This window comes from Streptomyces sp. TG1A-8 (genome assembly GCF_030499535.1).
GTDB lineage: Bacteria > Actinomycetota > Actinomycetes > Streptomycetales > Streptomycetaceae > Streptomyces.
In genome coordinates this window covers 1,919,534-1,944,916 of record NZ_JASTLB010000001.1, presented here as the reverse complement: position 1 = coordinate 1,944,916, position 25,383 = coordinate 1,919,534, and the positions used below count along the sequence as shown (strand labels likewise).

20 protein-coding genes, 1 pseudogene and 1 riboswitch are annotated in these 25,383 nt (G+C 73.6%); of the genes and pseudogenes, 14 read left to right on the top strand and 7 right to left on the bottom strand.

What is annotated here, in order from left to right; genetic code table 11:
* Positions 1 to 98 precede the first annotated feature (98 nt).
* On the top strand, positions 99 to 1,196 hold the full coding sequence (locus tag QQY24_RS08000; RefSeq protein ID WP_301971980.1) for a GTP-binding protein: 1,098 nt from the start codon (positions 99 to 101) through the stop codon (positions 1,194 to 1,196).
* Positions 1,197 to 1,243: 47 nt separating this feature from the next.
* Positions 1,244 to 2,134, top strand: a pseudogene (locus QQY24_RS07995) (IS982 family transposase); the annotation flags it as partial.
* Positions 2,135 to 2,159: 25 nt separating this feature from the next.
* On the opposite strand, the gene QQY24_RS07990 reads toward QQY24_RS07995, so the two are convergent.
* On the bottom strand, positions 2,160 to 4,619 hold the full coding sequence (locus tag QQY24_RS07990; RefSeq protein WP_301971979.1) for a DNA topoisomerase (ATP-hydrolyzing) subunit A: 2,460 nt from the start codon (positions 4,617 to 4,619) through the stop codon (positions 2,160 to 2,162).
* A gap of 328 nt (positions 4,620 to 4,947) precedes the next feature.
* Here QQY24_RS07990 and QQY24_RS07985 point away from each other — a divergent pair, with 328 nt between their 5' ends.
* From QQY24_RS07985 to QQY24_RS07970, 4 genes are all read left to right on the top strand, one after another.
* Entirely contained in the window at positions 4,948 to 6,351 is a 1,404-nt protein-coding gene (locus tag QQY24_RS07985; protein WP_301971978.1) for a pitrilysin family protein, read from the top strand.
* Entirely contained in the window at positions 6,348 to 7,736 is a 1,389-nt protein-coding gene (locus QQY24_RS07980; RefSeq protein WP_301971977.1) for a pitrilysin family protein, read from the top strand. Before QQY24_RS07985 ends, QQY24_RS07980 begins: the two co-directional genes overlap by 4 nt.
* A 209-nt stretch (positions 7,737 to 7,945) precedes the next feature.
* A riboswitch (cyclic di-AMP (ydaO/yuaA leader) is annotated at positions 7,946 to 8,109 on the top strand.
* Positions 8,110 to 8,121: 12 nt separating this feature from the next.
* Positions 8,122 to 8,862 carry a M23 family metallopeptidase gene (locus QQY24_RS07975; protein ID WP_301971976.1) on the top strand — a complete coding sequence of 247 codons (741 nt, stop codon included), beginning with the start codon at positions 8,122 to 8,124 and terminating at the stop codon, positions 8,860 to 8,862.
* 197 nt (positions 8,863 to 9,059) lie between these two features.
* The gene (locus QQY24_RS07970; protein ID WP_301971974.1) at positions 9,060 to 9,755 is read left to right on the top strand and encodes a GntR family transcriptional regulator; all 696 of its coding nucleotides are present in this window, start codon (positions 9,060 to 9,062) and stop codon (positions 9,753 to 9,755) included.
* A gap of 184 nt (positions 9,756 to 9,939) precedes the next feature.
* On the opposite strand, the gene QQY24_RS07965 is transcribed toward QQY24_RS07970, so the two are convergent.
* Positions 9,940 to 10,221 carry an HPr family phosphocarrier protein gene (locus QQY24_RS07965; RefSeq protein ID WP_301971973.1) on the bottom strand — a complete coding sequence of 94 codons (282 nt, stop codon included), beginning with the start codon at positions 10,219 to 10,221 and terminating at the stop codon, positions 9,940 to 9,942.
* A gap of 177 nt (positions 10,222 to 10,398) precedes the next feature.
* Here QQY24_RS07965 and QQY24_RS07960 point away from each other — a divergent pair, with 177 nt between their 5' ends.
* From QQY24_RS07960 to QQY24_RS07945, 4 genes are all read left to right on the top strand, one after another.
* On the top strand, positions 10,399 to 13,293 hold the full coding sequence (locus QQY24_RS07960; RefSeq protein ID WP_301971972.1) for a GNAT family N-acetyltransferase: 2,895 nt from the start codon (positions 10,399 to 10,401) through the stop codon (positions 13,291 to 13,293).
* A 93-nt stretch (positions 13,294 to 13,386) separates the two neighbouring features.
* Entirely contained in the window at positions 13,387 to 13,983 is a 597-nt protein-coding gene (locus QQY24_RS07955; RefSeq protein ID WP_301971971.1) for a DUF5998 family protein, read from the top strand.
* Positions 13,983 to 15,173 carry an alkaline phosphatase family protein gene (locus QQY24_RS07950; RefSeq protein WP_301971970.1) on the top strand — a complete coding sequence of 397 codons (1,191 nt, stop codon included), beginning with the start codon at positions 13,983 to 13,985 and terminating at the stop codon, positions 15,171 to 15,173. Before QQY24_RS07955 ends, QQY24_RS07950 begins: the two co-directional genes overlap by 1 nt.
* A 42-nt stretch (positions 15,174 to 15,215) precedes the next feature.
* Entirely contained in the window at positions 15,216 to 15,866 is a 651-nt protein-coding gene (locus tag QQY24_RS07945; protein WP_301971969.1) for a thymidine kinase, read from the top strand.
* A 19-nt stretch (positions 15,867 to 15,885) separates the two neighbouring features.
* Here QQY24_RS07945 and QQY24_RS07940 read toward each other — a convergent pair whose 3' ends face one another.
* The gene (locus QQY24_RS07940; RefSeq protein ID WP_301971968.1) at positions 15,886 to 16,677 is read right to left on the bottom strand and encodes a VOC family protein; all 792 of its coding nucleotides are present in this window, start codon (positions 16,675 to 16,677) and stop codon (positions 15,886 to 15,888) included.
* 340 nt (positions 16,678 to 17,017) lie between these two features.
* Here QQY24_RS07940 and QQY24_RS07935 point away from each other — a divergent pair, with 340 nt between their 5' ends.
* Positions 17,018 to 17,869 carry a sulfurtransferase gene (locus tag QQY24_RS07935; protein WP_301971967.1) on the top strand — a complete coding sequence of 284 codons (852 nt, stop codon included), beginning with the start codon at positions 17,018 to 17,020 and terminating at the stop codon, positions 17,867 to 17,869.
* Between the two features lie 86 nt (positions 17,870 to 17,955).
* On the opposite strand, the gene sepH is transcribed toward QQY24_RS07935, so the two are convergent.
* The 3 genes from sepH to QQY24_RS07920 form a co-directional block, all read right to left on the bottom strand.
* Positions 17,956 to 18,996, bottom strand: coding sequence for a septation protein SepH (sepH, locus tag QQY24_RS07930; RefSeq protein WP_301971966.1), 1,041 nt, complete (start codon positions 18,994 to 18,996; stop codon positions 17,956 to 17,958).
* Between the two features lie 411 nt (positions 18,997 to 19,407).
* Entirely contained in the window at positions 19,408 to 20,727 is a 1,320-nt protein-coding gene (locus QQY24_RS07925; RefSeq protein ID WP_301971965.1) for a D-arabinono-1,4-lactone oxidase, read from the bottom strand.
* Positions 20,687 to 21,925 (bottom strand): MFS transporter, encoded by a 1,239-nt coding sequence (locus QQY24_RS07920; RefSeq protein WP_301971964.1) that lies wholly within the window; start codon positions 21,923 to 21,925, stop codon positions 20,687 to 20,689. The genes QQY24_RS07925 and QQY24_RS07920 overlap by 41 nt, the downstream gene beginning before the upstream one ends.
* Positions 21,926 to 22,096: 171 nt before the next feature.
* Between QQY24_RS07920 and QQY24_RS07915 the strand changes: the two genes are divergently transcribed.
* Both QQY24_RS07915 and QQY24_RS07910 read left to right on the top strand, forming a co-directional pair.
* Positions 22,097 to 23,224, top strand: a complete 1,128-nt coding sequence (locus QQY24_RS07915; RefSeq protein ID WP_301971963.1) for a ferrochelatase — start codon at positions 22,097 to 22,099, stop codon at positions 23,222 to 23,224.
* Between the two features lie 8 nt (positions 23,225 to 23,232).
* Entirely contained in the window at positions 23,233 to 24,048 is an 816-nt protein-coding gene (locus tag QQY24_RS07910) for an inositol monophosphatase family protein (protein ID WP_301971962.1), read from the top strand.
* Positions 24,049 to 24,131: 83 nt separating this feature from the next.
* On the opposite strand, the gene QQY24_RS07905 is transcribed toward QQY24_RS07910, so the two are convergent.
* Positions 24,132 to 24,305 carry a hypothetical protein gene (locus tag QQY24_RS07905; protein WP_167359198.1) on the bottom strand — a complete coding sequence of 58 codons (174 nt, stop codon included), beginning with the start codon at positions 24,303 to 24,305 and terminating at the stop codon, positions 24,132 to 24,134.
* A 419-nt stretch (positions 24,306 to 24,724) separates the two neighbouring features.
* Between QQY24_RS07905 and QQY24_RS07900 the strand changes: the two genes are divergently transcribed.
* Positions 24,725 to 25,378: a response regulator transcription factor gene (locus tag QQY24_RS07900; protein ID WP_301971961.1), complete on the top strand. Its 654-nt coding sequence runs from the start codon at positions 24,725 to 24,727 to the stop codon at positions 25,376 to 25,378.
* Positions 25,379 to 25,383: the final 5 nt, after the last annotated feature.

Below are 25,383 nucleotides of genomic sequence, written 5' to 3'. Positions count from 1 at the left end.
TCCGCGTCCTGCCCGGTTCGCGTACCGCCTCGTCCCGCCCCGTCGGACCTCCCTCCTATCCTGGTCCCGCAGTCGGTCCCCAGGAGAGAGGTCGCCCCTTGCGGAACAGCCGCGCCCCGCAGCAGATCCCGGTCGTCGTGCTCGCCGGATTCCTGGGCTCGGGGAAGACCACGCTCCTCAACCACCTCCTGCACCGCAGCGGAGGCAGCCGCATCGGAGCGATCGTCAACGATTTCGGGGCCATCGAGATCGACGCGATGGCCGTCGCCGGAGCCCTCGGCGACTCGACCGTCTCGCTCGGCAACGGCTGCCTGTGCTGTGCCGTCGACGGGAGCGAACTCGACGTCTACCTGGACCGGCTGGCCGCGCCCGCCGCCGGCGTCGACGTCATCGTCATCGAGGCCAGCGGGCTCGCCGAGCCGCAGGAACTGGTCCGCATGGTGCTCGCCAGCGAGCACCCCGGCGTCGTCTACGGCGGCCTCGTCGAGGTCGTCGACGCCGCCGAGTTCGACGGCACCCGCGCCAGGCACCCCGAGATCGACCGGCACCTCGCCCTGGCCGACCTGGTCGTGGTCAACAAGCTCGACCGGGCCCCGGACGCCGACCGCGTCCTCGGCCTCGTCCGCTCGCTCACCGACCGTGCCGCCGTGGTCCCGGCCACCTACGGCCGCATCGACCCGGAGTTCCTCTTCGACTGCCGGCCGAGTGAGGAGCGCGTCGGCCAGCTGTCCTTCGACGACCTGCACGACCGCACCGGCGGCGACGGCGACCACGGCGGCGCGAGCCACGGCGCCCACCCCCACCTGCACACCGGCTACGACAGCCTCTCCTTCACCTCCGACGTGCCGGTGGAACCCCGTCGGCTGATGCGCTTCCTGGACAGCCGCCCCGAGGGGCTGTACCGGATCAAGGGGTACGTGGACTTCGGACCGCACGATCCCCTCAACCGCTACGCCGTGCACGCCGTCGGCCGGTTCCTGCGCTTCTACCCGGAGCCCTGGACGCCCGCCGAGGTCCGCCGCACCCAGCTCGTGCTGATCGGCTCCGGCACCGACACGGACGCCCTCGGCAGGGAACTGCAGGCGTGCACGGACGACGCCCCGCACGCCGACGAGCACGGCATGTGGGGCGTCCTGCGCTATGTGCCGGGCTCCGAGGAGGAGCCCGGCACCGAGGCGCACGGCCTGGGCGAGTAAGTCCGAAGTCCACGGGCGCATGAAGCGAGGGTCGCGTTGATCCGTTCGTGGCGGCAGACCTCGAGACCCTCGCGGCAGCACTGTGCGTGAGGACCGATGACTCTCTGGCAGGAACGCGGCGATGGGGCCGTCCACCAAGGCCGACGGATGCCGAGCCGTTGACGCTCGCGGTCGTGCGGGCCGTCCTCGGCTCCGCCTCCGAGACCCGCTGGCCACGGTTCGCCCACCGCCGCCCGGCCGCTGAGTCCCCCTACCCGCCCGGGCAGCCCGGCCACAACAAGCGCCCGCGGGCCGCGAACCCGCTGATCAGCCGGTTCATCCGCACCCTGGCCCGGGACACCGACCTGTGGCACGACGACGTACGGACCGTGCACTCCACCCCGGTGGAGTGCGCCCGCTCCCGGCCCACCGTCAAACGCCCCGCCCTGGCCGGCGGGGCCGGATACGGCCACCGCCCCTCGCCCTCCCGCTTCTTCCGGGGCCTGCGCCCGCACCTGCTCCGCACACCCGGCGGTCTGCCGATCGCCTGGGCACTGGCCCACCCCGGGGCCGGTGAACGCGAGGTCCTGGCCGACGTGCCCACAGACGACCAGGACCTGTTGACCACGCACCCCGGGCAGACGATCGTCGGCGACGAGGGGTACGTCTCCGAGCACCTGGACACGTTCACGAGCGAACACGGCCTGGTCCTGCTGCGGCCGAACTGCCGCAACCGCAGGGCCCGGCCAGGCGAGCACCTGCTCAAGCCGATCCGGCAGCCCGTCGAGTCGGTCAACGACACCCTCAAGGGCCAGCTTGACCTCGAACGCCACGGAGCCAGGACCCCGGCCGGGGTCCTGGCCCGCATCGGCCCACGCGTCCTGGCCCTGACCGCGGCCATCGGGCACAACCGGAGCAACACAACGCCACCGACCCGGTCATTGATCGCCTACGACCACCGACCAGCACTTCGGACCCGCTCGTCTAGGCCACCGGCCCCGCGACCACCGACACCGTCTTCGGCAGTGAGGTGCCCGAGCCGTCCCGGCGCGGGTCCAGCTCCGGCAGCTCGGCCGGGGTGCCGTTCTTCTGCGCCGCCCGCGCCGGCACCGGACCCGCCCAGGCCAGCGACAGGCAGTCCTCGCCCTTCAGGAACCGCTGGCAGCGCACGCCGCCGGTGGCCCGGCCCTTGCGCGGGTACTGGTCGAACGGCGTCATCTTGGCCGTCGTCTGCACGGAGTCGTCCAGCGTGCCGCGCGAGCCGGCCACGGTGAAGACCACCGCGTCGGCCGCCGGGTCCACGGCCGTGAAGGAGATCACCTTCGCGCCCTCGGTGAGCTTGATGCCCGCCATGCCGCCCGCCGGACGGCCCTGCGGACGGACGATGGACGCCTGGAAGCGCAGCAGCTGGGCGTCGTCGGTGATGAACACCAGGTCCTCCTCGCCGGTGCGCAGTTCCACCGCGCCGACGATCCGGTCGCCCTCCTTGAGGGTGATGACCTCCAGCTCGTCCTTGTTGGACGGGTAGTCGGCCACCACCCGCTTGACGATGCCCTGCTCGGTGCCCAGCGCCAGTCCCGGGGACGACTCGTCCAGCGTGGTCAGGCAGACCACCGTCTCGGTGTCCTCCAGGGAGACGAACTCCGCCAGCGGCGCCCCTCCCGAGAGGTTCGGGGCCGTCGCCGTGTCGGGCAGCTGCGGCAGGTCGACCACGTTGATCCGCAGCAGGCGGCCCGCCGAGGTCACCGCGCCGATCTCGCCGCGTGCGGTCGCCGGGACCGCCGAGACGATCACGTCGTGCTTGACCCGCCTGCCGCCGGCGTCCTCGGGGAGCGGCTCGGCGGTCGACGTACGGGCCAGCAGACCGGTGGAGGACAGCAGCACCCGGCACGGGTCGTCGGCGACCTGGAGCGGCACGGTGGCCGCGGTGGCGCCCGCGGACTCCAGCAGGACCGTGCGCCGGTCGGTGCCGAACTTCTTGGCGACCGCCGCCAGTTCGGCCGAGACCAGCTTGCGCAGCTCCGCGTCGGACTCCAGGATCCGGGTCAGCTCCCCGATCTCCGCGGTGAGCCTGTCCTGCTCCGCCTCCAGCTCGATGCGGTCGTACCTGGTGAGGCGGCGCAGCGGCGTGTCGAGGATGTACTGCGTCTGCACGTCGCTGAGCGAGAAGCGCTCGATCAGGCGCTCCTTGGCCTGCGCGGAGTTCTCGCTGGACCGGATGAGCCGGATGACCTCGTCGATGTCGACCAGCGCGGTGAGCAGGCCCTCGACCAGGTGCAGGCGGTCGCGGCGCTTGCCGCGGCGGTACTCGCTGCGCCGCCGGACGACCTCGAAGCGGTGGTCGAGGTAGACCTCCAGCAGCTCCTTCAGGCCCAGGGTGAGCGGCTGGCCGTCCACCAGGGCCACGTTGTTGATGCCGAAGGTCTCCTCCATGGGGGTCAGCTTGTAGAGCTGCTCCAGGATCGCCTCCGGCACGAAGCCGTTCTTGACCTCGATGACCAGGCGCAGCCCGTGCTCACGGTCGGTGAGGTCCTTGACGTCGGCGATGCCCTGGACCTTCTTCGCGTTGACGAGGTCCTTGATCTTCGCGATCACCTTCTCCGGACCGACCGTGAACGGCAGTTCGGTGACGACCAGGCCCTTGCGGCGGGCGGTCACGGTCTCGACCGTGACCGTCGCGCGCATCTTGAAGGTGCCGCGGCCCGTGGCGTACGCGTCGCGGACGCCGTTCAGGCCCACGATGCGGCCGCCGGTGGGCAGGTCGGGGCCGGGGACGTGCCGCATGAGCGCGTCCAGGTCGGCGTTCGGGTGCCTGATCAGGTGGCGGGCGGCGGCGATGACCTCCCGCAGGTTGTGCGGCGGCATGTTCGTCGCCATGCCCACCGCGATGCCCGAGGAGCCGTTCACCAGCAGGTTCGGGAAGGCGGCGGGCAGCGCCACCGGCTCCTGCTCCTGGCCGTCGTAGTTCGGCGCGAAGTCGACCGTGTCCTCGTCGATCGACTCGGTCATCAGGCTCGTCGCCTCGGCCATCCGGCACTCGGTGTACCGCATGGCGGCCGGCGGGTCGTCGTTGCCCAGCGAACCGAAGTTGCCGTGGCCGTCGACCAGCGGGACGCGCATCGAGAAGGGCTGGGCCATGCGCACCAGCGCGTCGTAGATCGACGAGTCCCCGTGCGGGTGCAGCTTGCCCATCACCTCGCCGACCACGCGCGCGCACTTCACGTAGCCGCGGTCGGGGCGCAGGCCCATCTCGTTCATCTGGTAGACGATCCGGCGGTGCACCGGCTTGAGGCCGTCGCGGGCGTCCGGCAGGGCGCGCGAGTAGATGACCGAGTACGCGTACTCGAGGTAGGAGCCACGCATCTCGTCCACGACGTCGATGTCGAGGATCTTCTCCTCGTACGGATCGTCGGGCGGCGGGGTCTTCGTGCTGCGGCGGGCCATCGCTGCCGGCTCCTCCTGATCTGTTCGCTCGCCTACGGGGCGCGCCCCCTTCGGCTCACTCTTGCTGAAGCGTGTGACGGGATCTGACGCGGACCATTGTGGACCGCGGCACCGACAACCCGGGCCGCGACCCGGTCCCCGCGGTCCGGCCCGGCGCCGGGCCGCGCTCCGCGGCCGCTCGGCGGGCACGCTGACGCAGGCTACGCGATCCGCTGTGGGCGTACGTGCCGCGGGAACTTCGCCGGGGCCCCGCGCGCTGTGCATACAGTGGCAGGAACGCAGGAAAACCGCGGTTTCGACGACCGCCTCCGCTCGCGAAGGGACGTACATGCCCATGGGTCACACGACCACAGCCGAGGCAGGCTCCGGGGGCCTGACAGCGACCGAGCACCGCCTGGCCAACGGTCTGCGCGTGGTGCTCTCCGAGGACCACCTGACCCCGGTGGCGGCGGTCTGCCTCTGGTACGACGTCGGCTCCCGCCACGAAGTCAAGGGGCGTACCGGCCTGGCTCACCTCTTCGAGCACCTGATGTTCCAAGGGTCGGGCCAGGTGGAGGGCAACGGCCACTTCGAACTGGTCCAGGGTGCCGGCGGCTCGCTCAACGGCACCACCAGCTTCGAGCGCACCAACTACTTCGAGACCATGCCCGCCCACCAGCTGGAGCTCGCCCTCTGGCTGGAGGCGGACCGCATGGGGTCGCTGCTGACCGCCCTGGACGACGAGTCCATGGAGAACCAGCGGGACGTCGTCAAGAACGAGCGCCGCCAGCGCTACGACAACGTCCCCTACGGCACCGCCTTCGAGAAGCTGACCGCCCTCGTCTACCCGGAGGGCCACCCCTACCACCACACCCCGATCGGCTCGATGGCGGACCTGGACGCGGCCACCCTGGAGGACGCCCGCCAGTTCTTCCGCACCTACTACGCGCCCAACAACGCGGTGCTCTCCGTGGTCGGCGACATCGACCCCGAGCAAACCCTGGCCTGGATCGAGAAGTACTTCGGGTCCATCGCCGCCCACGACGGCAAGCCCGAGCCCCGCGACGGCACGCTCCCGGACGTCCTCGGCGAGCAGCTGCGCGAGGTCGTCGTGGAGGAGGTCCCGGCACGCGCCCTGATGGCCGCCTACCGGCTCCCGCACGACGGCACGCGCGAGGCGGACGCGGCCGACCTCGCCCTGACCGTCCTCGGCGGCGGCGAGTCCTCCCGCCTGTTCAACCGGCTGGTGCGCCGCGACCGCACGGCCGTCACCGCCGGGTTCGGCCTGCTGCGCCTGGCCGGCGCGCCCTCGCTGGGCTGGTTGGACGTGAAGACCTCCGGTGACGTCGAGGTGCCGGTCATCGAGGCCGCCATCGACGAGGAGCTGGCCCGCTTCGCCGAGGAGGGCCCCACCCCCGAGGAGATGGAGCGCGCCCAGGCCCAGCTGGAGCGCGAGTGGCTGGACCGGCTCGGCACCGTCGCCGGCCGCGCCGACGAACTGTGCCGGTACGCCGTCCTGTTCGGCGACCCGCAGCTCGCCCTCACGGCCGTCCGGCGCGTTCTGGAGGTGACCCCCGAGGAGGTCCGGGAGGTGGCCAAGGCCCGCCTGCGCCCCGACAACCGCGCGGTCCTCGTCTACGAGCCGAAGTCCCCCGAGGTCCTGGAGGACACCGACGTCCCCGAGGACCCCCGGGCGGAGGCGACGGTGGAGGCAGGCGCCGAGCACAGCGACGACGAGGAGACGGCCAAGTGAGCGAGCTCGCCACCATGGAGTTCCACCCCCAGCCGCAGCCCGGCGAGGCCAGGCCGTGGGCGTTCCCGGCCCCCGAGCGCGGCACCCTCGGCAACGGCCTGACCGTGCTGCGCTGCCACCGGCCCGGCCAGCAGGTCGTCGCCGTCGAGGTGCTGCTGGACGCGCCGCTGGACGCCGAACCGGCCGGCCTGGACGGCGTCGCCAGCATCATGGCCCGGGCCTTCTCCGAGGGCACCGACCAGCACTCGGCGGAGGAGTTCGCCGCCGAACTGGAGCGGGCCGGCGCCACGTTCGACTCGCACGCGGACCACCCCGGCGTCCGGATCAGCCTGGAGGTCCCGGCCTCCCGCCTGGGCAGGGGCCTCGGCCTGCTCGCCGACGCGCTGCGCGCCCCCGCGTTCGCCGAGAACGAGGTCGAGCGGCTGGTCCGCAACCGCCTGGACGAGATCCCGCACGAGCTGGCCAACCCCTCCCGCCGGGCCGCCAAGGAACTCTCCAGGCAGCTGTTCCCGGCGGCCTCGCGCATGTCGCGCCCGCGCCAGGGCACCGAGGACACGGTCGCCAAGATCGACGCGGCGGCCGTACGCGCCTTCTACGACCGGCACGTGCGCCCCGCGACGGCCACCGCGGTCGTCGTCGGCGACCTCACCGGCACGGACCTGGACGCGCTGCTCGCCGACACCCTGGGCGCCTGGACCGGCACCCCGGGCGAGCCGCGGCAGGTCCCGCCGGTGACCGCCGACGACACCGGACGCGTGGTCGTCGTCGACCGGCCCGGCGCCGTCCAGACGCAGCTGCTCATCGGCCGGGTCGGCTGCGACCGGCACGACCGCGTGTGGCCCGCCCAGGTGCTCGGCACCTACTGCCTGGGCGGCACCCTCACCTCGCGCCTGGACCGCGTCCTGCGCGAGGAGAAGGGCTACACCTACGGCGTCCGCGCCTTCGCGCAGGTCCTGCGCTCCGCCCCGGACGGCACGGGCGCCGCGATGCTCGCCATCAGCGGCTCCGTGGACACCCCCAACACCGGTCCCGCGCTGGACGACCTGTGGAAGGTGCTGCGCAGGCTCGCGGCGGAGGGGCTGACCGACGCCGAGCGGGACGTCGCCGTGCAGAACCTGGTGGGGGTGGCGCCGCTGAAGTACGAGACCGCGGCGGCCGTCGCGAGCGCCCTGGCCGACCAGGTCGAGCAGCACCTGTCCGACGACTTCCAGGCCGGGCTCTACCGGCGACTCGCCGCCACCGGCACCGTGGAGGCCACCGCGGCGGTCGTCAACGCCTTCCCGGTGGACCGCCTGGTGACCGTCCTCGTCGGTGACGCCTCGCAGATCGCGGCGCCCGTGGAGGCCCTCGGCATCGGTCCCGTCACGGTCGTGCGGGCCGAGTAGGCACCCGCGCGTGGGGCTCCGGCGACCGGCGGGTCGTCAGGGCCCCACGCGCGCACGGGCGGTTGCCCACATGTCCGGATTGCCGCAGTGGTTGCCCTTCCGGGCTGTGGGATGCGCTACAAAAGCCCGCTTTTGTTTGATGGCGGGAAGCGGCACACCGTAGCTTCGTCCGGGCTGTTCGTCAGGCAGTGCGCCGCATCCGCGGCACCGGACAGCCATCGCCGAGTCCCCGTACGGCGCGAGCCAGGGGAGCCGGGGACCCCACGCAGTCCCTGGGGTGAATCGGACGCCCGCGCGCCAGCGAGGGGGCCCGTAGGAGACCTTCCTGCTCCGAACCCGTCAGCTAACCCGGTAGGCGAGAGGGAAGGAAAGGACCACCCACTTCATGGCGTTCATGTGCGCCACCGGGAAGCACCGCAAGCCCGGCCGGGTCAAGCGCACCACCGCTCAGGCGGCCGGTGTCGCGGCCCTCACCACCACCGGTGTCATCGGCACCCTCGCGGCCGCCCCGGCGTTCGCCGCGGAGAACCCCCCCGAGCAGACCGGCCTCACCCCGGTCATCACGGTGAGCGACACGCTCGCCGAGCAGATCGACGCGCAGGCCGCCGCCCAGCAGGAGGCCGCCGCGCAGAAGGCGGCCGAGGAGGCCGCGGCGGCCGCCGAGAAGGACCGCGAGGCCCAGGCACGCGCCGCCCGGGAGGCCGAGCGCAAGCGCCTGAACGCCTTCGTCGCCCCGATCGCCGGCTCCTACGTCTCCACCGGCTACAAGACCGGTGGTTCCCTGTGGTCCTCCGGCTCGCACACCGGCGTCGACTTCCACGCCGCGAGCGGCACCCCGGTCCACGCGGTGGGCTCCGGCACCGTCGTCTCCACCGGCTGGGGCGGCGCCTACGGCAACCAGGTCGTGATCCGGATGGCCGACGGCATGTACACCCAGTACGGCCACCTGTCGTCCATCGGCGTCACCGTGGGCCAGAAGGTCACCGCGGGCCTGCGGATCGGCCTGTCCGGCGCCACCGGCAACGTCACCGGGCCGCACCTGCACTTCGAGGTCCGCACGACCCCGGAGTACGGCTCGGACGTCGACCCCGTCGCCTACCTCCGCAAGCACGGCGTGAACGTCTGACGAACGACCGCACGCCCCGGCGCGGCCCCGGCTCCCCGAGCCGGGGCCTTCGCCGTTCCCGTGCGGTCCCGGTGCCCGCTGTCCAAAAAATATCCACGGATTCCGGTCCGCCGTCGGAAATTCCGGCCCCTTGGAATAGAGTCACGGAACACGCGTCCATCGTCGGCGTTTCACGGGGATTAAGACGGAGGTCGGTCATGCGTATTCCGGCGCACTCGGTGTGCACGGCGATCCGGGACGACATCGTGGCCGGTGTCCACGAACGCGGCAGCCGCCTCACCGAGGAAGTCCTGGCCCGCCGCTACGGCGTCTCGCGCGTCCCCGTCCGCGAGGCGCTGCGCACCCTGGAGGCGGAGGGGTTCGTGGTGACCCGGCGGCACGCGGGCGCGTGCGTGGCCGAACCGACCGAGCAGGAGGCCGCCGACCTGCTGGAGATGCGCGTGCTGCTGGAGCCGCTCGGCGCCTCCCGGGCCGCCCGGCGGCGCACCGACGCCCATCTGAAGGTGCTGCGCGGCCTGGTCCGGCTGGGCCAGGAGCGGGCCAGGAGGGGCAACAGCGAGGACCTGCGCTCGCTGGGCGGCTGGTTCCACGAGACGCTCGCCCAGGCCTGCGGCAGCCACTCCCTGACCTCGGCGCTGACCCAGCTGCGGCACAAGATCACCTGGATGTACGCGGTGCAGGCACCGGCCAGCCCGGCGGACTGCTGGGCGGAGCACGGCGCCATCGTGGACGCGGTGGCGCGCGGCGACGGCGAGCGCGCGCGAGCCGTCACGGCGCTGCACACCGAGCGCGCGACGGCCGCGCACCGGCTGCGCCTCACCCCGGCCGGGGACCGCCCGGAGCGCGTGAGGAACTCGCAACACGTCGTAAACATGCCGGGCCCGCGACATTAACACGGGCGCCGTATACAAAGAGCGGATATTCGGTGGACCGGTGTTTCCGCTGCCTTTTTCCGCGCGTGCCGCCCCTGTGCGGTCGCATTTATTCGCGCGCTCACGGCGGATTTCCGCCCGGCGGGCGTGGAAATGCGGGAAGCCGCGCCGTCCTGCCCGGACGACGCGGCTTCCCGTCGTGATCTCAGACGGTCTCGGGCAGTTCCTCCAGACCCTCGGCGACCAGCTTGGCCAGGCGGTCGAGGGCGGCGTCCGCGCCCTCGGCGCCGGAGGCCAGCACGATCTCCTCGCCCCCCTGGGCGCCCAGTCCCAGGACGGCCAGCATGGAGGCCGCGTTGACCGGCGTGCCGCCGGCCTTGGCGATGGTGACCGGGACGCCGGTGGCCGTGGCGGCTCGGACGAAGATGGAGGCGGGGCGGGCGTGGAGGCCCTCGGCCCAGCCGACGTTGACGCGGCGCTCAGCCATGTGATGCTGCCCTTCAGGTTCTCAGGTTGTCTAGACCAGTTTTCCATATCATGGCGCGTGCCCGGAGCGGTCCGGTGCCCCGCCCCGGCGGAAGCCGGACCGCGGCCCCGGTCCGGCTTCGCGTCCCCCACGGACTGCCTCGCGCCGTTGCCGTGCGCGAGCCGTACCCTGGGGCCCATGCAGACCCCGGCGGACCGGCAGGACCGGCACGAGTACCCCGCCCACTGGGAGGCGGACGTGGTGCTGCGCGACGGGGGCACCGCGCGCGTCCGGCCCATCACCGTCGATGACGCCGACCGCCTGGTCAGCTTCTACGAGCAGGTCTCGGACGAGTCGAAGTACTACCGTTTCTTCGCGCCGTACCCGCGCCTGTCCGCCAAGGACGTCCACCGCTTCACGCACCACGACTTCGTGGACCGGGTCGGACTCGCCGCCACCATCGGCGGCGAGTTCATCGCCACCGTACGCTACGACCGCATCGGCACCGGCGGCCTGCCCGCCTCCGCACCCGCCGACGAGGCCGAGGTCGCCTTCCTGGTGCAGGACGCCCACCAGGGCCGCGGGGTCGCCTCCGCCCTGCTCGAGCACATCGCGGCCGTCGCCCGCGAGCGCGGCATCCGCCGCTTCACCGCCGAGGTCCTGCCCGCCAACACCAAGATGATCAAGGTGTTCACGGACGCCGGATACACCCAGAAGCGCAGCTTCGAGGACGGCGTCGTCCGCCTGGAGTTCGGCCTCGAACCCACCGACCGCTCCCTCGCCGTGCAGCGCGCGCGGGAGCAGCGCGCCGAGGCCCGCTCGGTACGGCGGCTGCTCGCCCCCGGCTCCGTGGCGGTCGTGGGCGTCGGCCGCGCGCCCGGAGGGGTCGGCCGCAGCGTCCTCGGCAACCTCCGGGACGCCGGCTACACCGGGAGCCTGCACGCCGTGAACAAGGCCTTCCCCGCAGACCTCGAGGACATCGACGGGGTGGCCGCGCACCGCTCGGTGCGGGACATCGGGGGCCCGGTGGACCTGGCGGTGATCGCCGTACCGGCCGAGCACGTGCCCGCGGTGGTCGCCGAGTGCGGCGAACACGGCGTGCGGGGGCTGGTGGTGCTCTCCGCCGGATACGCCGAGAGCGGCCCCGAAGGACGCGAACGGCAGCGGGCCCTGGTGCGGCTCGCGCGCGCCCACGGCATGCGGATCATCGGCCCCAACGCCTTCGGCGTCATCAACACCGCCGCCGACGTCCGGCTGAACGCCTCCCTCGCCACGCAGATGCCCCGCCCCGGCCGCATCGGCCTGTTCGCCCAGTCCGGCGCCATCGGCATCGCGCTGCTGTCCCGGGTGCACCGGCGCGGGGGCGGCGTCACCGGCGTCACCGGCGTGTCGGCCTTCGTCTCCTGCGGCAACCGCGCGGACGTCTCCGGCAACGACGTCCTCCAGTACTGGTACGACGATCCCGAGACCGACGTCGTCCTCATGTACCTGGAGTCCATCGGCAACCCCCGCAAGTTCACCCGCCTCGCCCGCCGGACGGCGGCGGCCAAGCCCCTGGTCGTGGTGCAGGGGGCCGGGAGCACGCCGCAGGGGCACGCCGTGCGGGCGACGCAGCTGCCGCGCGCGACGGTGTCCGCGCTGCTCGGGCAGGCCGGCGTGATCCGGGTGGACACGATCACCGAACTGGTCGACGCGGGCCTGCTGCTCGCCCGGCAGCCGCTGCCCGCCGGCCCCCGGGTGGCGATCCTCGGGAACTCCGAGTCGCTGGGGATGCTGACCTACGACCGGTGCCTCGCGGAGGGCCTGCGGCCGTCGCGCCCGCTGGACCTGACGACCGCGGCGAGCGCGGCGGACTTCCACCGGGAGCTGGCCCGGGCGCTGGCGGACGACACCAGCGACGCGGTGGTCGTGACGGCCATCCCGGCCATCGGGGAGGGGCCGCCCAGGGACGCGGAGCTGGCGGAGGCGCTGCGGTCCGCCGCCGCGTCGGCCCCCGCGAAGCCCGTCCTGGTGGTGCACGTGGAACTCGGAGGGCTCGCCGAGGCGCTGTCGGCCGCGGCGAGCACCGCGCCCCGGGCCGCCGGACGGGCGTCCGGCCCCGGGGGCGGCACCCGCCCGGTCCGCCCCGCGGAACGCGCCCCCGCCGCGGCGCCCCCGCCGGAAGGTCCCGCCCCGGACGCGTCCGCCGCGCCGCCCCCGCCGCACAGCCCCGCTGCGGGCGGTGCTCCCTCCCGCCCCATCCCCGCCTACCCCGCCGCCGAACGCGCCGTGCGCGCCCTCGCCGAAGCCGTGAAGTACGCCCAGTGGCGGCGGGAGGCGGCCGAGCCGGGAAGGGTGCCGGAGTACGACGACATCGACGAGAAGGGGGCCGCCGAGCTGGTCCGCGGACTGCTCGATCGCGGGGAGGGCCCCGCAATCGGGCAGGAGGAGACCTGCGCGCTGCTCGGGACGTACGGCATCCCCGTCCGCCGGGCGCTGCCCGTCCCCACCCCGGACGCCGCCGCCGGGGCCGCCCGCACCCTCGGCTACCCCGTGGCCCTCAAGGCCACCGCCCCCCACCTCAGACACCGGGCCGACCTGGGCGGCGTACGCCTGGACCTAGCGGACGAGGAGCAACTGCGCCGCGCGTACGCCGAGTTGTGCGAGCTGTTCGGCAGGCCCGAGGAGCTGCGGCCGGTGGTGCAGGGCATGGCGCCCCGCGGCGTGGACACCGTCGTGCGGGCGGTGGTCGACCCGGCCGCCGGCGCGGTGCTGTCCTTCGGCCTCGCGGGGGCCGCCTCCCAGCTCCTCGGGGACATGGCGCACCGGCTGGTGCCGGTCACCGACCGGGACGCGACCTCGCTGGTGCGCTCCATCCGCACGGCCCCCCTGCTGTTCGGCTGGCGCGGCTCCACCCCCGTGGACACCCCCGCGCTGGAGGAACTGCTGCTGCGCGTGTCCCGGCTCGTGGACGACCACCCCGAGGTCGTCGCCGTCACCCTGGAACCGGTCGTCGTCGCCCCGCACGGCGTGAGCGTCCTCGGCGCCACCGCGCGGCTCGCACCGCCGCCCGCCCGCGACGACCTCGGCCCCCGCACACTGCCGGCCTACTGAGCGCCGGGAACGGCCGCCCGGTCCCGGGGTGCCCGCGCGGGCCGCCGCCGGCCGCCCGCGACTGGCCCGGACCCCCCTTGCCCACGGATTAGGATGGACGCCATGGCCAAGACCAGTACGACGACCCAGGGGCTGCGCGCGGCGATCGAGCGCAGCGGCTACTACCCGGCCCTCGTGGCCGAGGCGGTGGAGGCCGCCGTGGGCGGCGAGCCCATCCGGTCGTACCTGGTCCACCAGGAGACCACCTTCGACCAGAACGAGGTCCGCCGGCACGTGACCGTGCTGGTCCTCACCGGAAACCGCTTCATCGTCAGCCACACCGACGAGCAGGCCGCCGACACCACCTCCCCGACCCCCTACGCCACGACGTCCACGGAGTCCGTCAAGCTCGACCGGATCTCGTCCGTCGTGGTCAGCCGGGTCGTGGCCAACCCGGAGCAGTACACCCCGGGCACGCCGCCCCGCGAGGTCGTCCTGACCATCGGCTGGGGCGCGGTCAACCGCATCGACCTGGAGCCCGCCGCCTGCGGCGACCCCAACTGCGAGGCCGACCACGGCTACACGGGAAGCTCCACGGCGGACGACCTGAGCCTGCGGGTCAGCGAGGCCGGGGACGGACCGGAGACGGTGCGGCAGGCGCTCGTCTTCGCCCAGGCCATCTCCGAGGCGACCGCGGACCCCACCCGCTGATGGCGCAGCCCACCCCCTGGGACGACCCGGAGCCGCTCGCCCCGCACACGGCACCGCTGCCCGAGTACGGCACCGGCTCGCTCGCCGACCTGCTACCCACACTGGCCGCCGGTCTCGGCGTCCCGGGCATGACCGCCACGATCACGGAACTGACCGCGGCCGACCGGGTCTGCGTGTTCCTGGTCGACGGGCTCGGCTGGGAGCAGCTGCGCGCCCACCCCGACGAGGCCCCGTTCCTCACCTCGCTGCTCGGAAGCTCACGCGGCGGCACCGGACGCCCGCTCACCGCGGGCTACCCGGCGACCACCGCGACCTCCCTCGCCTCGGTCGGCACCGGCCTGCCGCCGGGCGCCCACGGCCTGCCCGGCTACGCGGTCCGCAACCCGGCCACCGGCGAGCTGATGAACCAGCTCCGCTGGCAGCCGTGGACCGACCCGGGCCCCTGGCAGCCGTACCCCACCGTCTTCCAGCTGGCCCACGAGGCCGGCGTGCACGCCGCGCAGGTGTCCTCGCCCACCTTCGAGCACACCCCGCTGACCAGGATCGCGCTCAGCGGCGGCAGCTTCCACGGGCGGCTGGCCGGCGAGGAGCGCATGGACCTCGCGGCGCAGCAACTGGCCGCCGGGGACCGGGCGCTGGTGTACACGTACTACGCCGAGCTGGACGGCGCCGGGCACCGCTACGGCGTCGCCTCCGACACCTGGCGCGGCCAGCTCATGCGCGTCGACCGGCTCGCCCAGCGCCTCGCCGAGCAACTGCCGCCGCGCAGCGCGCTGTACGTCACCGCCGACCACGGCATGGTCGACATCCCGTTCGACGAGCAGCACCGCATCGACTTCGACGAGGACTGGGAGCTGCGCGCCGGTGTCGCCCTGCTGGGCGGCGAGGGGCGGGCCCGGCACGTGTACGCGGTGCCCGGTGCCCGCAACGACGTCCTGACCTGCTGGCGCGAGGTGCTCGGCGAGCAGTTCTGGGTGGCCTCGCGCGACGAGGCGATCGAGGCGGGCTGGTTCGGACCGCGCGTCGACGAGCGGGTGTACGCCCGCCTCGGGGACGTGATCGCGGCGGCGCACGACGACGTCCTGATCACCGCTTCCGAGCAGGAGCCCAAGGAGTCGGCGCTGGCCGGCAACCACGGCTCGATGACCCCTGCCGAGCAGTTCGTCCCGCTGCTCGAAGTACGCTCCTGAGACGCCCCTGCCCGACCTCCGCCGAAAGGTGCTCAGCCCCTCATGCCCGAGCTGGTGTTCTTCTCCGGAACGATGGACTGCGGGAAGTCCACGCTGGCTCTGCAGATAGAGCACAACCGCTCGGCCCGGGGCCTCGTCGGCATGATCTTCACCCGGGACGACCGCGCCGGTGAGGGCAAGCTGTCCTCCCGGCTCGGTCTCGTCACCGACGCGGTGGAGGTCGGGGACGGCCAGGACCTGTACGCCTTCCTCGTGGACCACCTCTCCCAGGGCGGCCGGGCCGACTACGTGATCGCCGACGAGGCGCAGTTCCTCGCGCCCGAGCAGATCGACCAGCTCGCGCACGTGGTGGACAACCTCGGTCTGGACGTCTACGCCTTCGGGATCACCACCGACTTCCGCTCCAAGCTCTTCCCCGGCTCGCAGCGCCTGGTGGAGCTGGCCGACCGCATCGAGGTGCTGCAGGTCGAGGCGCTGTGCTGGTGCGGTGCCCGCGCCACGCACAACGCCCGCACGGTCGGCGGCGAGATGGTGGTCGAGGGCGCCCAGGTGGTCGTCGGCGACGTCAACCAGTCCGCGGGCGAGGTCGGCTACGAGGTGCTGTGCCGCCGCCACCACCGGCGCCGGATGACCGCCGCGTCGGCCCGCGCGGCGGCCCTGTCCCCGGACGTGCTGCCGGTCTCCCCCGCCTGAGCCGCCGACCCCGGCCGGCTCAGCGCGGACTCCGGAGCACCGAGAAGACCGCGCCCTCCGGGTCGGCCACCGTCGCCGCACGGCCGTGGGGGCCGTCGTGGGCCCCTTCGAGCACCCGCCCGCCCAGCCGGGTGACCTCGCGCAGCGTCGCGTCGACGTCGCCGGCCTCGAAGTACGTCAGCCAGAACGGCCCCCGGTCCCGGGGCGGCGCGTGCCCCACCCCGTGGATGCCGGCCACCGGGCGGCCGTCGAGGCGCAGGGTCACGTAGTCGAGGTCGGCGGACTCCACCCGCTCCTCCTCGTAACCGAACACCGTCTCGTAGAACTTGGCGACGCTCCCGGTGTCGAACGTGAGCAGTTCGTTCCAGGCCGGGGTGCCGGGGACGCCGGTGAGCGCGCTGCCGCGGTGGGGCGCCTTCTGCCAGATCCCGAACACCGCTCCGCCGGGATCGGAGGCGATGGCCAGCCGCCCGGCGTCGGCCGAGTCCAGCGGCCCGACGGCCACCGTGCCGCCGCACAGCCGGATCCGGTCGGCCGTCCGGTCCACGTCGGCCGAGGCGAAGTAGGGTGTCCAGGCGATCGGCAGCCGGTGGTCGGGGGGCAGCTGGCCCATGCCGGCCACCTCACGCCCGTCCAGCAGCACCCGCACGTACGGGCCGAGCTGCTGCGGGCCGGGCTCGAACTCCCAGCCGAACAGGGCCTCGTAGAACTCCTCGGTCGCGCCCAGTCCGTGCGCCATGAGGCTCACCCAGCAGGGTGTGCCGAGCGGGCGTCGCGCGTGCGGGCCGGCCGGCTCCCGTGCCTCGGTCATCGATCACTCTCTCCCCGGCCCCTCGCGGTGGCCGTGTCGCTTCCGCTGCCCGGACGGGGTGTGCCGCCGACGCGCACGCCCGCGCCGGCGCCGCGTCCCGCCCGCGCCGGCGCCGCGTCCCGCCCGCGCCGGCGTCGCGTCCCGCGCGCGCCGGGTACGGCGCCGGCTCCGGGTGCCCGTCCGGTGTGCCGTTCCCCGCCGCTTCCCGGGGTCGTCCGGCGGGTGTCGTCCGTTGTACACCACGTGGTCGAACCCGTACGCGTCGTGACCGGACCCGTCCGGCGGAGCAGAGTAGCCGGACCTGGACGCCGCGGCCACTCCTCGCGTAAGGATGGACGCCATGACAGCCATCATCACCGCAACCGAACTGGCCGACGACCTGGCCGGGAACCACCCGCCCGTACTGCTCGACGTCCGCTGGCAGCTGAGTGTGGCGAAGGCGGCGGGCGCGCCGGCCTTCGACGGGCGGGCCGAGTACGCGGCCGGGCACATCCCCGGCGCGGTCTTCGTCGACCTGGACCGGGAGCTGGCCTCCGCCCCCGGCGAGGGCGGCCGGCATCCGATGCCGGACCTCGCGGAGTTCGGTGCGGCCATGCGTCGCTCGGGCGTGTCGCGGGACCGGCCGGTCGTCGTCTACGACGGCGGGCAGGGCTGGGCCGCCGCGCGCGCGTGGTGGCTGCTGCGCTGGACGGGTCACCCGGACGTGCGGGTACTCGACGGCGGGTTGCCGTCCTGGCAGGGCCCGTTGTCGACGGACGTGCCCGCCCCGGCCGAAGGGGACTTCCGGCCGGCGCCCGGCGAGGCCGGGCTGCTCGACGCCGACGGGGCCGCCGCCCTGGCCCGCACGGGCGTGCTGCTGGACGCGCGCGCGGGGGAGCGGTACCGCGGTGAGGTGGAGCCGATCGACCGGGTCGGCGGGCACATCCCGGGCGCGGTGTCGGCGCCGACGACGGAGAACGTGGGGCCGGACGGCCGTTTCCTGCCCGCGGCGGAGCTGCGGGACCGGTTCAGGGCGCTCGGGGTGTCCGGCGACGCGGAGGTGGGCGTGTACTGCGGCTCCGGCGTCTCGGCCGCCCACGAGGTGCTGGCGCTGGCGGTGGCGGGCATTCCGGCCGCCCTGTACGTCGGTTCCTGGTCGCAGTGGTCCTCGGACTCCTCGCGTCCGGTGGCGGTGGGGGCGGACCCGCGGTAGCGGCGGCCGGCGGGGGGCATGCGTGCGCCCCCCGCGTACGGCTCCGCTTTCCCCGCCGTCCTACGGCATACGGTCACACGACCCGATTACTCCTGTTTCTTGCGCCGCGTGCCGAAGACGATCTCGTCCCAGCTCGGCACGGCGGCGCGGCGGCCGGGGCGGACCCCGTCGGCCTCGGCCTGGCGGTCGGTGGCGCCGACGAGCCGGTCACGGTGGCTGCCCACGGAGCGGGGCATCAGGACGTCCGCGTAGGCGGCGCCCGCCGAGGCGGCGGGCGCGGGGGGCTCCTCCACGTCGGGCTCGTCGGCCGGCTCCTCCGGAGCCTCCGACGGCCGCTCCGGGACCACCAGGTCGCCCCGGAAGCTCGGCACCGCCTCCAGGAGGCTGGCCAGCGAGTCGCGTTCGGCCGCGGTCTCCTCGACGGGCTCGGACGGCTGCGCGGGCAGGCCCGGCCGGTCCCGGTCGAGCCGTTCCAGGGCACGGTCCATCGAACGCTCGCGCGGCAGCCGGGCGATGCGCGGGACGAACGGGAAGCTCGGCTCCGGTACGGCGAGGTCGTCGGACTCGCCGATCAGCGAGCGCGCCTCGTCGTCCACGGCCTGCACGAGCCGCCGCGGCGGGTCGTACGTCCAGCCCGCCGAGTGCGGTTCGCCCGCGACCCGGTAGATGAGCGAGACCTCCCAGGTGCCGTCGTCGCGGCGCCAGGAGTCCCACTGCACGGTGTCCTTCTCGGCGCCGCGCAGCAGCAGCCGCTCCTGGACGGCCTCGCCGAGCAGCGGGCCGGAGTTCTCGCCGGGGCGGCGGACCGGGGTCTTGCGGGCCCGCTCGGCCATGAAGGCCCGCTCGGCCAGCACCGGCCCCTCGAAGCGCCGTACCCGGTCGACCGGGATGCCGGCCATCTGGGCGACCTCTTCCGCGGTGGCACCGGCACGTATGCGCGCCTGGATGTCGCGGGGGCGGAGATGGCTCTCCACCTCGATCTCGATCTGGCCGAGGCGGGGCCGGTCGCCGCGCACGGCGGCGCGGAGCCGTTCGTCGATCGGGAGTGTGTACTCCGTGGAGTCGGCAGCTTTCAGCACCAGCCGTGTGCCGTCATTCGAGACGGCCACGACACGCAGTTCGGGCATGGGGACCTCCCGGGTGGTGCCTGCCGACGTCACGTGCGTCGCTGCTTCCGCTAGTCGAGTGTGGCCTGCCCGGGTGCAGCCTGCCACAACCTTGCCGAGTTGCCCGGCGTGTCGGGCACGGGCCCAGGTCCGCCGTTATGGCACGGTCACCTGTTAGCAACGCTGAGTGACCAACTCCGTCACCCTGAGCAACCAGCCCCCTCCCGGCGGTCCTGCGGGCCTCGGACATCCTGGTGGGAGACCGGGCCCAGGGCTCGCCACACTACTCCATTCGGACCATGTACGTGGGTTGGCACGCCGCCCAACTTCCGGCAAGGAGGGCGACCCGGCCGCCCCGGACCAGTTCCCGCGATCATGCAGTGGCGAACCTCACGCGACCCCCCGGAAAAGGAGCGTACGGCGCCGGCGCCCCTAGGCTCCCAGGACCCTCCGCAAGTAGTCGTTCCGGAACAGCCGTTCCGGGTCGAGACGGTCCCGCACCGCCGTGAACTCGGCGAACCGCGGATACACCCGGGAGAGGTACTCCGCGTCCCGCGCGTGCACCTTGCCCCAGTGCGGCCGGCCCCCGTGCGCGGTGAAGACGCGCTCGGCGGCGCTGAAGTACGCCCGGTGGGGCGTGCCGCGGAACATGTGCACGGCGACGTACGCGCTGTCCCGGCCGGAGGCGGTGGACAGGGTGATGTCGTCGGCCGGGGCGGTGCGCACCTCGACCGGGAAGCTGACGCGCAGTCCGGAGCGGTCGACCACGGCCTTCAGCTCCCGCAGGACCCCGGTCAGGGCCGCGCGCGGGACGGCGTACTCCATCTCCACGAAGCGCACCCGGCGCGGTGAGGTGAAGACCTTGTAGGGGATGTCCGTGTACGTGCGCGCGGACAGGGCCCTGCTGGAGATCCGGGCGATCGCGGGGACGCCGGCCGGTGCCGCGCGCCCGGCCCACTGGGCCACCTGGAAGACGCCGTTGGAGAGGAACTCGTCCTCGAACCAGCCGGCGAGCCGTCCCAGTGGCCGCTCGGGACCCGCGCTGCGGTTGTTGCGCTTGGTGATGGTGCTGCCGGTGTGCGGGAACCAGTAGAACTCGAAGTGCTCGTTCTCGGCCCACAACTGGTCGAACTCCGCCAGCACCCGGTCCAGGGGCATCGGCTCCTCGCGGGCGGTGAGCAGGAAGAGCGGCTCCACGGCGAAGGTGATCGCGGTGACGACACCGAGGGCGCCGAGGCCGATCCGGGCGGCGGCGAAGACGTCCGGGTTCTCCGTCTTCGAGCAGGTGAGCACCGAACCGTCGGCCGTGACCAGCTCCAGGCCCCTGATCTGGGCGGCGATCGACCCCGACTCCCGGCCGGTGCCGTGGGTGCCGGTGCTGGTGGCACCGGAGACGGTCTGCTCCATGATGTCGCCCATGTTGGCCAGCGACAGGCCCTCGCGGGCCAGGGCCACGTTGAGCCTCTTGAGCGGGGTGCCCGCCTCGACCGTGACGGTCATGGTGTCCCGGTCGAGAGCGCGGATGCCGGTCAACAGGTGAGGGCGGATCAGCACGCCGTCGGTGGCCGCTATCGACGTGAAGGAGTGTCCGGTGCCGACCGCCTTGACCCGCAGGCCGTCCTCGGCGGCCCGGCGCACCTCGGCGGCCAGCTCCTCCACCGAGGCCGGCGCGACCTGCCGGGCGGGCCGGGCGGCGACGTTTCCGCCCCAGTTACGCCACGTGCCGTTCTTCCCGCTCGCCGTGCTGCCCAACGGTGCCTCCCCGACCCGTGACCGGCCTGCGCAGCCGGCGGTACCCGAGGAAACCGACCAGGACCGCGACGGCTCCGGACACGCCCGGAACCCCGTACCCGGCGCGCGCGCCGGCTGCGTCGATCACCCAGCCGGCCACGGAGGAGCCGAGCGCGACGCCGACCGCGAGACCGGTGCTCACCCAGGTCATGCCCTCGGTGAGCTGCGCGCGAGGTACGTGCTCTTCGATGAGGGACATCGTGGTGATCATCGTCGGCGCGATGGACAGGCCCGCAACGAACAGCGCCACGGCCAGAAGCGGCAGGTTTCCGACCAGTAGGAGGGGGATCATACTCACGGCCATGCCCGCCACGCCCAGCAGCCAGCGGCGCTCCGGCGCCCCGGCGAACCGCAGCAGCCCGAAGACCACGCCGGCCGTGCAGGAACCGGCCGCGTACAGGGCCAGCACCACGCTCGCGGCGCCCTTGTGGCCGCGTTCGTCGGCGAAGGCGACGGTGACCACGTCGACCGCGCCGAAGATCGTCCCCGTGGCCACGAAGGTCGCCACCAGTACCTGGAGCCCGGCCGAGCGCAGCGCGCTGCCGCCGCCGTGCCGCCCGCCGGGGTGCGGCTGCGGTTCGGTGGCGCGCTGGGCGGTCAGCCAGAACACGCCGACGGCCAGGAAGCAGGCGGCCAGCAGGGGACCGGCCTCCGGGAACCAGACCGTGGACAGGCCGATGGAGATGATCGGACCGAAGATGAAGCAGACCTCGTCGACCACCGACTCGAACGAGTAGGCGGTGTGCAGGTGCGGCGTGCCCCGGTACAGGGCGGCCCAGCGGGCCCGGATCATCGCACCCAGGCTCGGCACCGAGCCGATGCCGGCCGCGCACACGAACAGCGCCCAGTCCGGCCACCGCAGATGCGCGGTGAGCAGCAGTCCGGCCGACGCGGCGAGCGCCACCAGGGTCGCCGGGCGCAGCACCCGGGCCTGCCCGTGCCGGTCCACCAGCCGGGAGATCTGCGGTCCGATCGCGGCGGCGGACAGCGCGATCGTGGCGGACAGCGCGCCCGCGAGGCCGTAGCGGCCGGTGAGCTGTGAGATCATCGTGACCACGCCGATGCCCATCATCGACAGCGGCATCCGGCCGAGGAGGCCCGCGGCCGAGAAGGCCGTGGTGCCGGGCTCGGCGAACAGGGCGCGGTAGGGGCTGGGCACGTGGTCTCCGGAGCGGCTCGGTAAGGCGCGAATTCAGCCCGTACAGATTACAAGTTAGGGCACCCTCAGCTCATCCGGAAGGGCGTCGGGAAAACCGGGCCGGAGCGGGTGGAACCGGACTCCCCGCCCCGGCGTCGTCCCGCCACCGGTGCCGGGTGGCAGGATCGAGGCATGCCAGACGCGCTCGATGCCACCCCCTACGACGCCCTGCTCCTGCTCTCCTTCGGCGGTCCCGAGGGCCCCGACGACGTGGTCCCGTTCCTGGAGAACGTCACGCGCGGGCGTGGCATCCCCACCGAACGCCTCAAGGAGGTCGGGCAGCACTACTTCCTGTTCGGCGGGGTCAGCCCGATCAACGACCAGAACCGCGCCCTGCTGGCCGCCCTCCGCGAGGACTTCGCCGGGCACGGCCTGGACCTGCCGGTCTACTGGGGCAACCGCAACTGGGCGCCGTACCTGACGGACACCCTGCGCGAGATGGCCGCCGACGGCCGCCGCCGCGTCCTGGTGCTGGCCACCAGCGCCTACGCCTCCTATTCGGGCTGCCGCCAGTACCGCGAGAACCTCGCCGACGCGCTGGCCGCCCTGCGGGCCGAGGGCCTGCAGCCGCCGAGGACCGACAAGCTGCGGCACTACTTCAACCACCCCGGCTTCGTCGAGCCCATGATCGACGGTGTGCTCCGCTCCCTGGCCGACCTCCCCGAGGACGTCCGCGACGGCGCCCACATCGCCTTCACCACCCACTCCATCCCCACCGCCGCCGCCGACACCTCCGGCCCGGTCGAGGCGCACGGCGGGGGCGGCGCCTACGTCGAGCAGCACCTGGACGTGGCCCGGCTGATCGCCGGCGCCGTCCGCGAACGCACCGGCGTCGACCACCCGTGGCGGCTGGTCTACCAGTCCCGCTCCGGCGCCCCGCACATCCCCTGGCTGGAGCCGGACATCTGCGACCACCTGGAGGAGCAGCACGCGGCGGGCGTCCCGGCCGTCGTCATGGCGCCCATCGGCTTCGTCTCCGACCACATGGAGGTCCTCTACGACCTCGACACCGAGGCCACGGCCAAGGCCGCGGAGCTGGGCCTGCCGGTGCGCCGCTCGGCGACCGTGGGCGCCGACCCGCGGTTCGCCGCGGCCGTCCGCGACCTGGTCCTGGAACGGGCGGCCGTGGAGCGCGGGCAGGCGGTCACGCCGTGCGCCCTCGGCACGCTCGGCGCCAGTCACCACCTCTGCCCGGCCGGCTGCTGCCCGGCCCGTGCCCCCCGCCCGGCCGCCGCGGGCGCCGACAGCCCCTACGCGTGAGGAGAACCGTGACCGACGCCCTGCACAGGGAACTGCTCGAACTGGCCCTGGAGGCCGCCCGCCGCGCCGGCGAGCTGCTGCGGGACGGCCGCCCGGCCGATCTCGCCGTGGCGAGGACCAAGTCGAGCCCCATCGACGTCGTCACCGAGATGGACATCGCGGCGGAGAAACTGATCACCGACCTGATCTCCGCCCGCCGCCCCGGCGACGGCTTCCTCGGCGAGGAGGGCGCCGACAACGCGGGCACCAGCGGCGTCCGCTGGGTGATCGACCCGCTCGACGGCACCGTCAACTACCTCTACGGACTGCCGACCTGGGCCGTGTCCGTGGCGGCCGAGCAGGACGGCGAGACCGTCGTCGGGGTCGTCGCGGCGCCGATGCGCGGCGAGACCTACCACGCGGTGCGCGGCGGCGGGGCCCGGGCCACCGGTGCCTGGGAGGGCGAACGCGCGCTGTCCTGCCGGCCCGCACCCCCGCTGGACCAGGCACTGGTCTCCACCGGCTTCAACTACGTCGCCGAGGTCCGCTCCCACCAGGCCGAGGTGGCGGCCCGCCTCATCCCGCTGCTGCGCGACATCCGGCGCGGCGGCTCGGCGGCGGTCGACCTGTGCGACGTGGCCTGCGGCCGGCTGGACGGCTACTTCGAGCGCGGGCTCCACGCGTGGGACGTGGCCGCGGGGGACCTGATCGCGCGGGAAGCGGGCGCGCTGACCGGTGGGCGCCCCGGGGAGCGCCCCTCGCGCGGCCTGACGGTCGCCGCCGTCCCCGGCGTCTTCGAGCCCCTCCAGCGGCTCCTGGAGGATTTCGGGGCCTGGCACGACTGACGGGCGGCAACGGGGGAAGGTGGACGACGGGACCCCGGCGCTGGATTCGCCGGGGTCCCGTCCTGTAGTGCGGGCCGATCGGATCAGACGCGTGACGCGCCGACCTCCACGCCGTGTTCGGCGGCGAGGCGGCGCAGGTCGTCCAGCTCTGCCTGCTCCACCTCGACCAGGAAGTCGTCGCCTTCGTCGCGGGCCCGGGTCAGATCGGACTCGGTCGCCCTTATGCGCTGCAGAAGTCCTGCGGTGAATGCGTCCATGCTGCGCCCCCTCGTCCAGGGTCGTGGGTCGGTGGCACGGGGGTGTGCCGGGTCGGGAAGGGGCGATCACGGCTCTCACAGGTGCCCGGCGCTGCCCTGCCGGGCGGCGGCGGTGCCGGGCACCCGCGTCCACTCTGCGGAAGCGGATCGCGGAGTACCGCATGGTGCTGCGGCACGTGCAGAGCGTGATCGCGGGGTGTAAACCCGTCCTCCCCCCGCTCCCCTCCACGGAAACCTCAACCGCCGGAAAAAATCTGGCATTCCCGTTCCGCGGCACCGGTCCCTCGCGGCCCCGGCCCCCCGCCTTACCGCCGACTTACGGCGGAAAAGGGCAGGATGGAGGTCACACCACACGGAACACCGCCGTCCGCGCGCGCCCACGGCGCACTGCGCGGGCGGACACAGGAAGGACAAGCGACGTGCGCGTACTCGTCGTCGAGGACGAGCAGCTGCTCGCCGATGCGGTGGCCACCGGACTGCGCCGGGAGGCCATGGCCGTCGACGTCGTGTACGACGGTGCGGCCGCCCTGGAACGCATCGGCGTCAACGACTACGACGTGGTCGTCCTCGACCGCGACCTCCCGCTCGTGCACGGCGACGACGTCTGCCGCCGGATCGTGGAGCTGGGCATGCCCACGCGGGTGCTCATGCTCACCGCCTCCGGTGACGTCAGCGACCGCGTCGAGGGACTGGAGATCGGCGCCGACGACTACCTGCCCAAGCCCTTCGCCTTCAGCGAGCTGATCGCCCGCGTGCGCGCCCTCGGCCGGCGCACGAGCGTCCCCCTGCCGCCGGTCCTGGAGCGGGCCGGCATCAAGCTCGACCCCAACCGCCGCGAGGTCTTCCGCGACGGCAGGGAGATCCAGCTCGCGCCGAAGGAGTTCGCGGTGCTGGAGGTGCTGATGCGCAGCGAGGGTGCGGTGGTCTCCGCCGAGCAGCTGCTGGAGAAGGCCTGGGACGAGAACACCGACCCGTTCACCAACGTGGTGCGCGTGACCGTCATGACCCTGCGCCGCAAGCTGGGCGAGCCACCGGTGATCGTCACCGTGCCCGGCTCCGGCTACCGGATCTGATCCCC

Bases quoted from the DNA above. Each gene is read 5' to 3' on its own strand.
- QQY24_RS07990 (WP_301971979.1), bottom strand. From the start codon at position 4,619: ATGGCCCGCCGCAGCACGAAGACCCCGCCGCCCGACGATCCGTACGAG.
- QQY24_RS07985 (WP_301971978.1), top strand. From the start codon at position 4,948: ATGCCCATGGGTCACACGACCACAGCCGAGGCAGGCTCCGGGGGCCTG.
- QQY24_RS07975 (WP_301971976.1), top strand. From the start codon at position 8,122: ATGGCGTTCATGTGCGCCACCGGGAAGCACCGCAAGCCCGGCCGGGTC.
- QQY24_RS07970 (WP_301971974.1), top strand. From the start codon at position 9,060: ATGCGTATTCCGGCGCACTCGGTGTGCACGGCGATCCGGGACGACATC.
- QQY24_RS07965 (WP_301971973.1), bottom strand. From the start codon at position 10,221: ATGGCTGAGCGCCGCGTCAACGTCGGCTGGGCCGAGGGCCTCCACGCC.
- QQY24_RS07960 (WP_301971972.1), top strand. From the start codon at position 10,399: ATGCAGACCCCGGCGGACCGGCAGGACCGGCACGAGTACCCCGCCCAC.
- QQY24_RS07955 (WP_301971971.1), top strand. From the start codon at position 13,387: ATGGACGCCATGGCCAAGACCAGTACGACGACCCAGGGGCTGCGCGCG.
- QQY24_RS07950 (WP_301971970.1), top strand. From the start codon at position 13,983: ATGGCGCAGCCCACCCCCTGGGACGACCCGGAGCCGCTCGCCCCGCAC.
- QQY24_RS07945 (WP_301971969.1), top strand. From the start codon at position 15,216: ATGCCCGAGCTGGTGTTCTTCTCCGGAACGATGGACTGCGGGAAGTCC.
- QQY24_RS07940 (WP_301971968.1), bottom strand. From the start codon at position 16,677: ATGACCGAGGCACGGGAGCCGGCCGGCCCGCACGCGCGACGCCCGCTC.
- QQY24_RS07935 (WP_301971967.1), top strand. From the start codon at position 17,018: ATGACAGCCATCATCACCGCAACCGAACTGGCCGACGACCTGGCCGGG.
- sepH (WP_301971966.1), bottom strand. From the start codon at position 18,996: ATGCCCGAACTGCGTGTCGTGGCCGTCTCGAATGACGGCACACGGCTG.
- QQY24_RS07915 (WP_301971963.1), top strand. From the start codon at position 22,097: ATGCCAGACGCGCTCGATGCCACCCCCTACGACGCCCTGCTCCTGCTC.
- QQY24_RS07905 (WP_167359198.1), bottom strand. From the start codon at position 24,305: ATGGACGCATTCACCGCAGGACTTCTGCAGCGCATAAGGGCGACCGAG.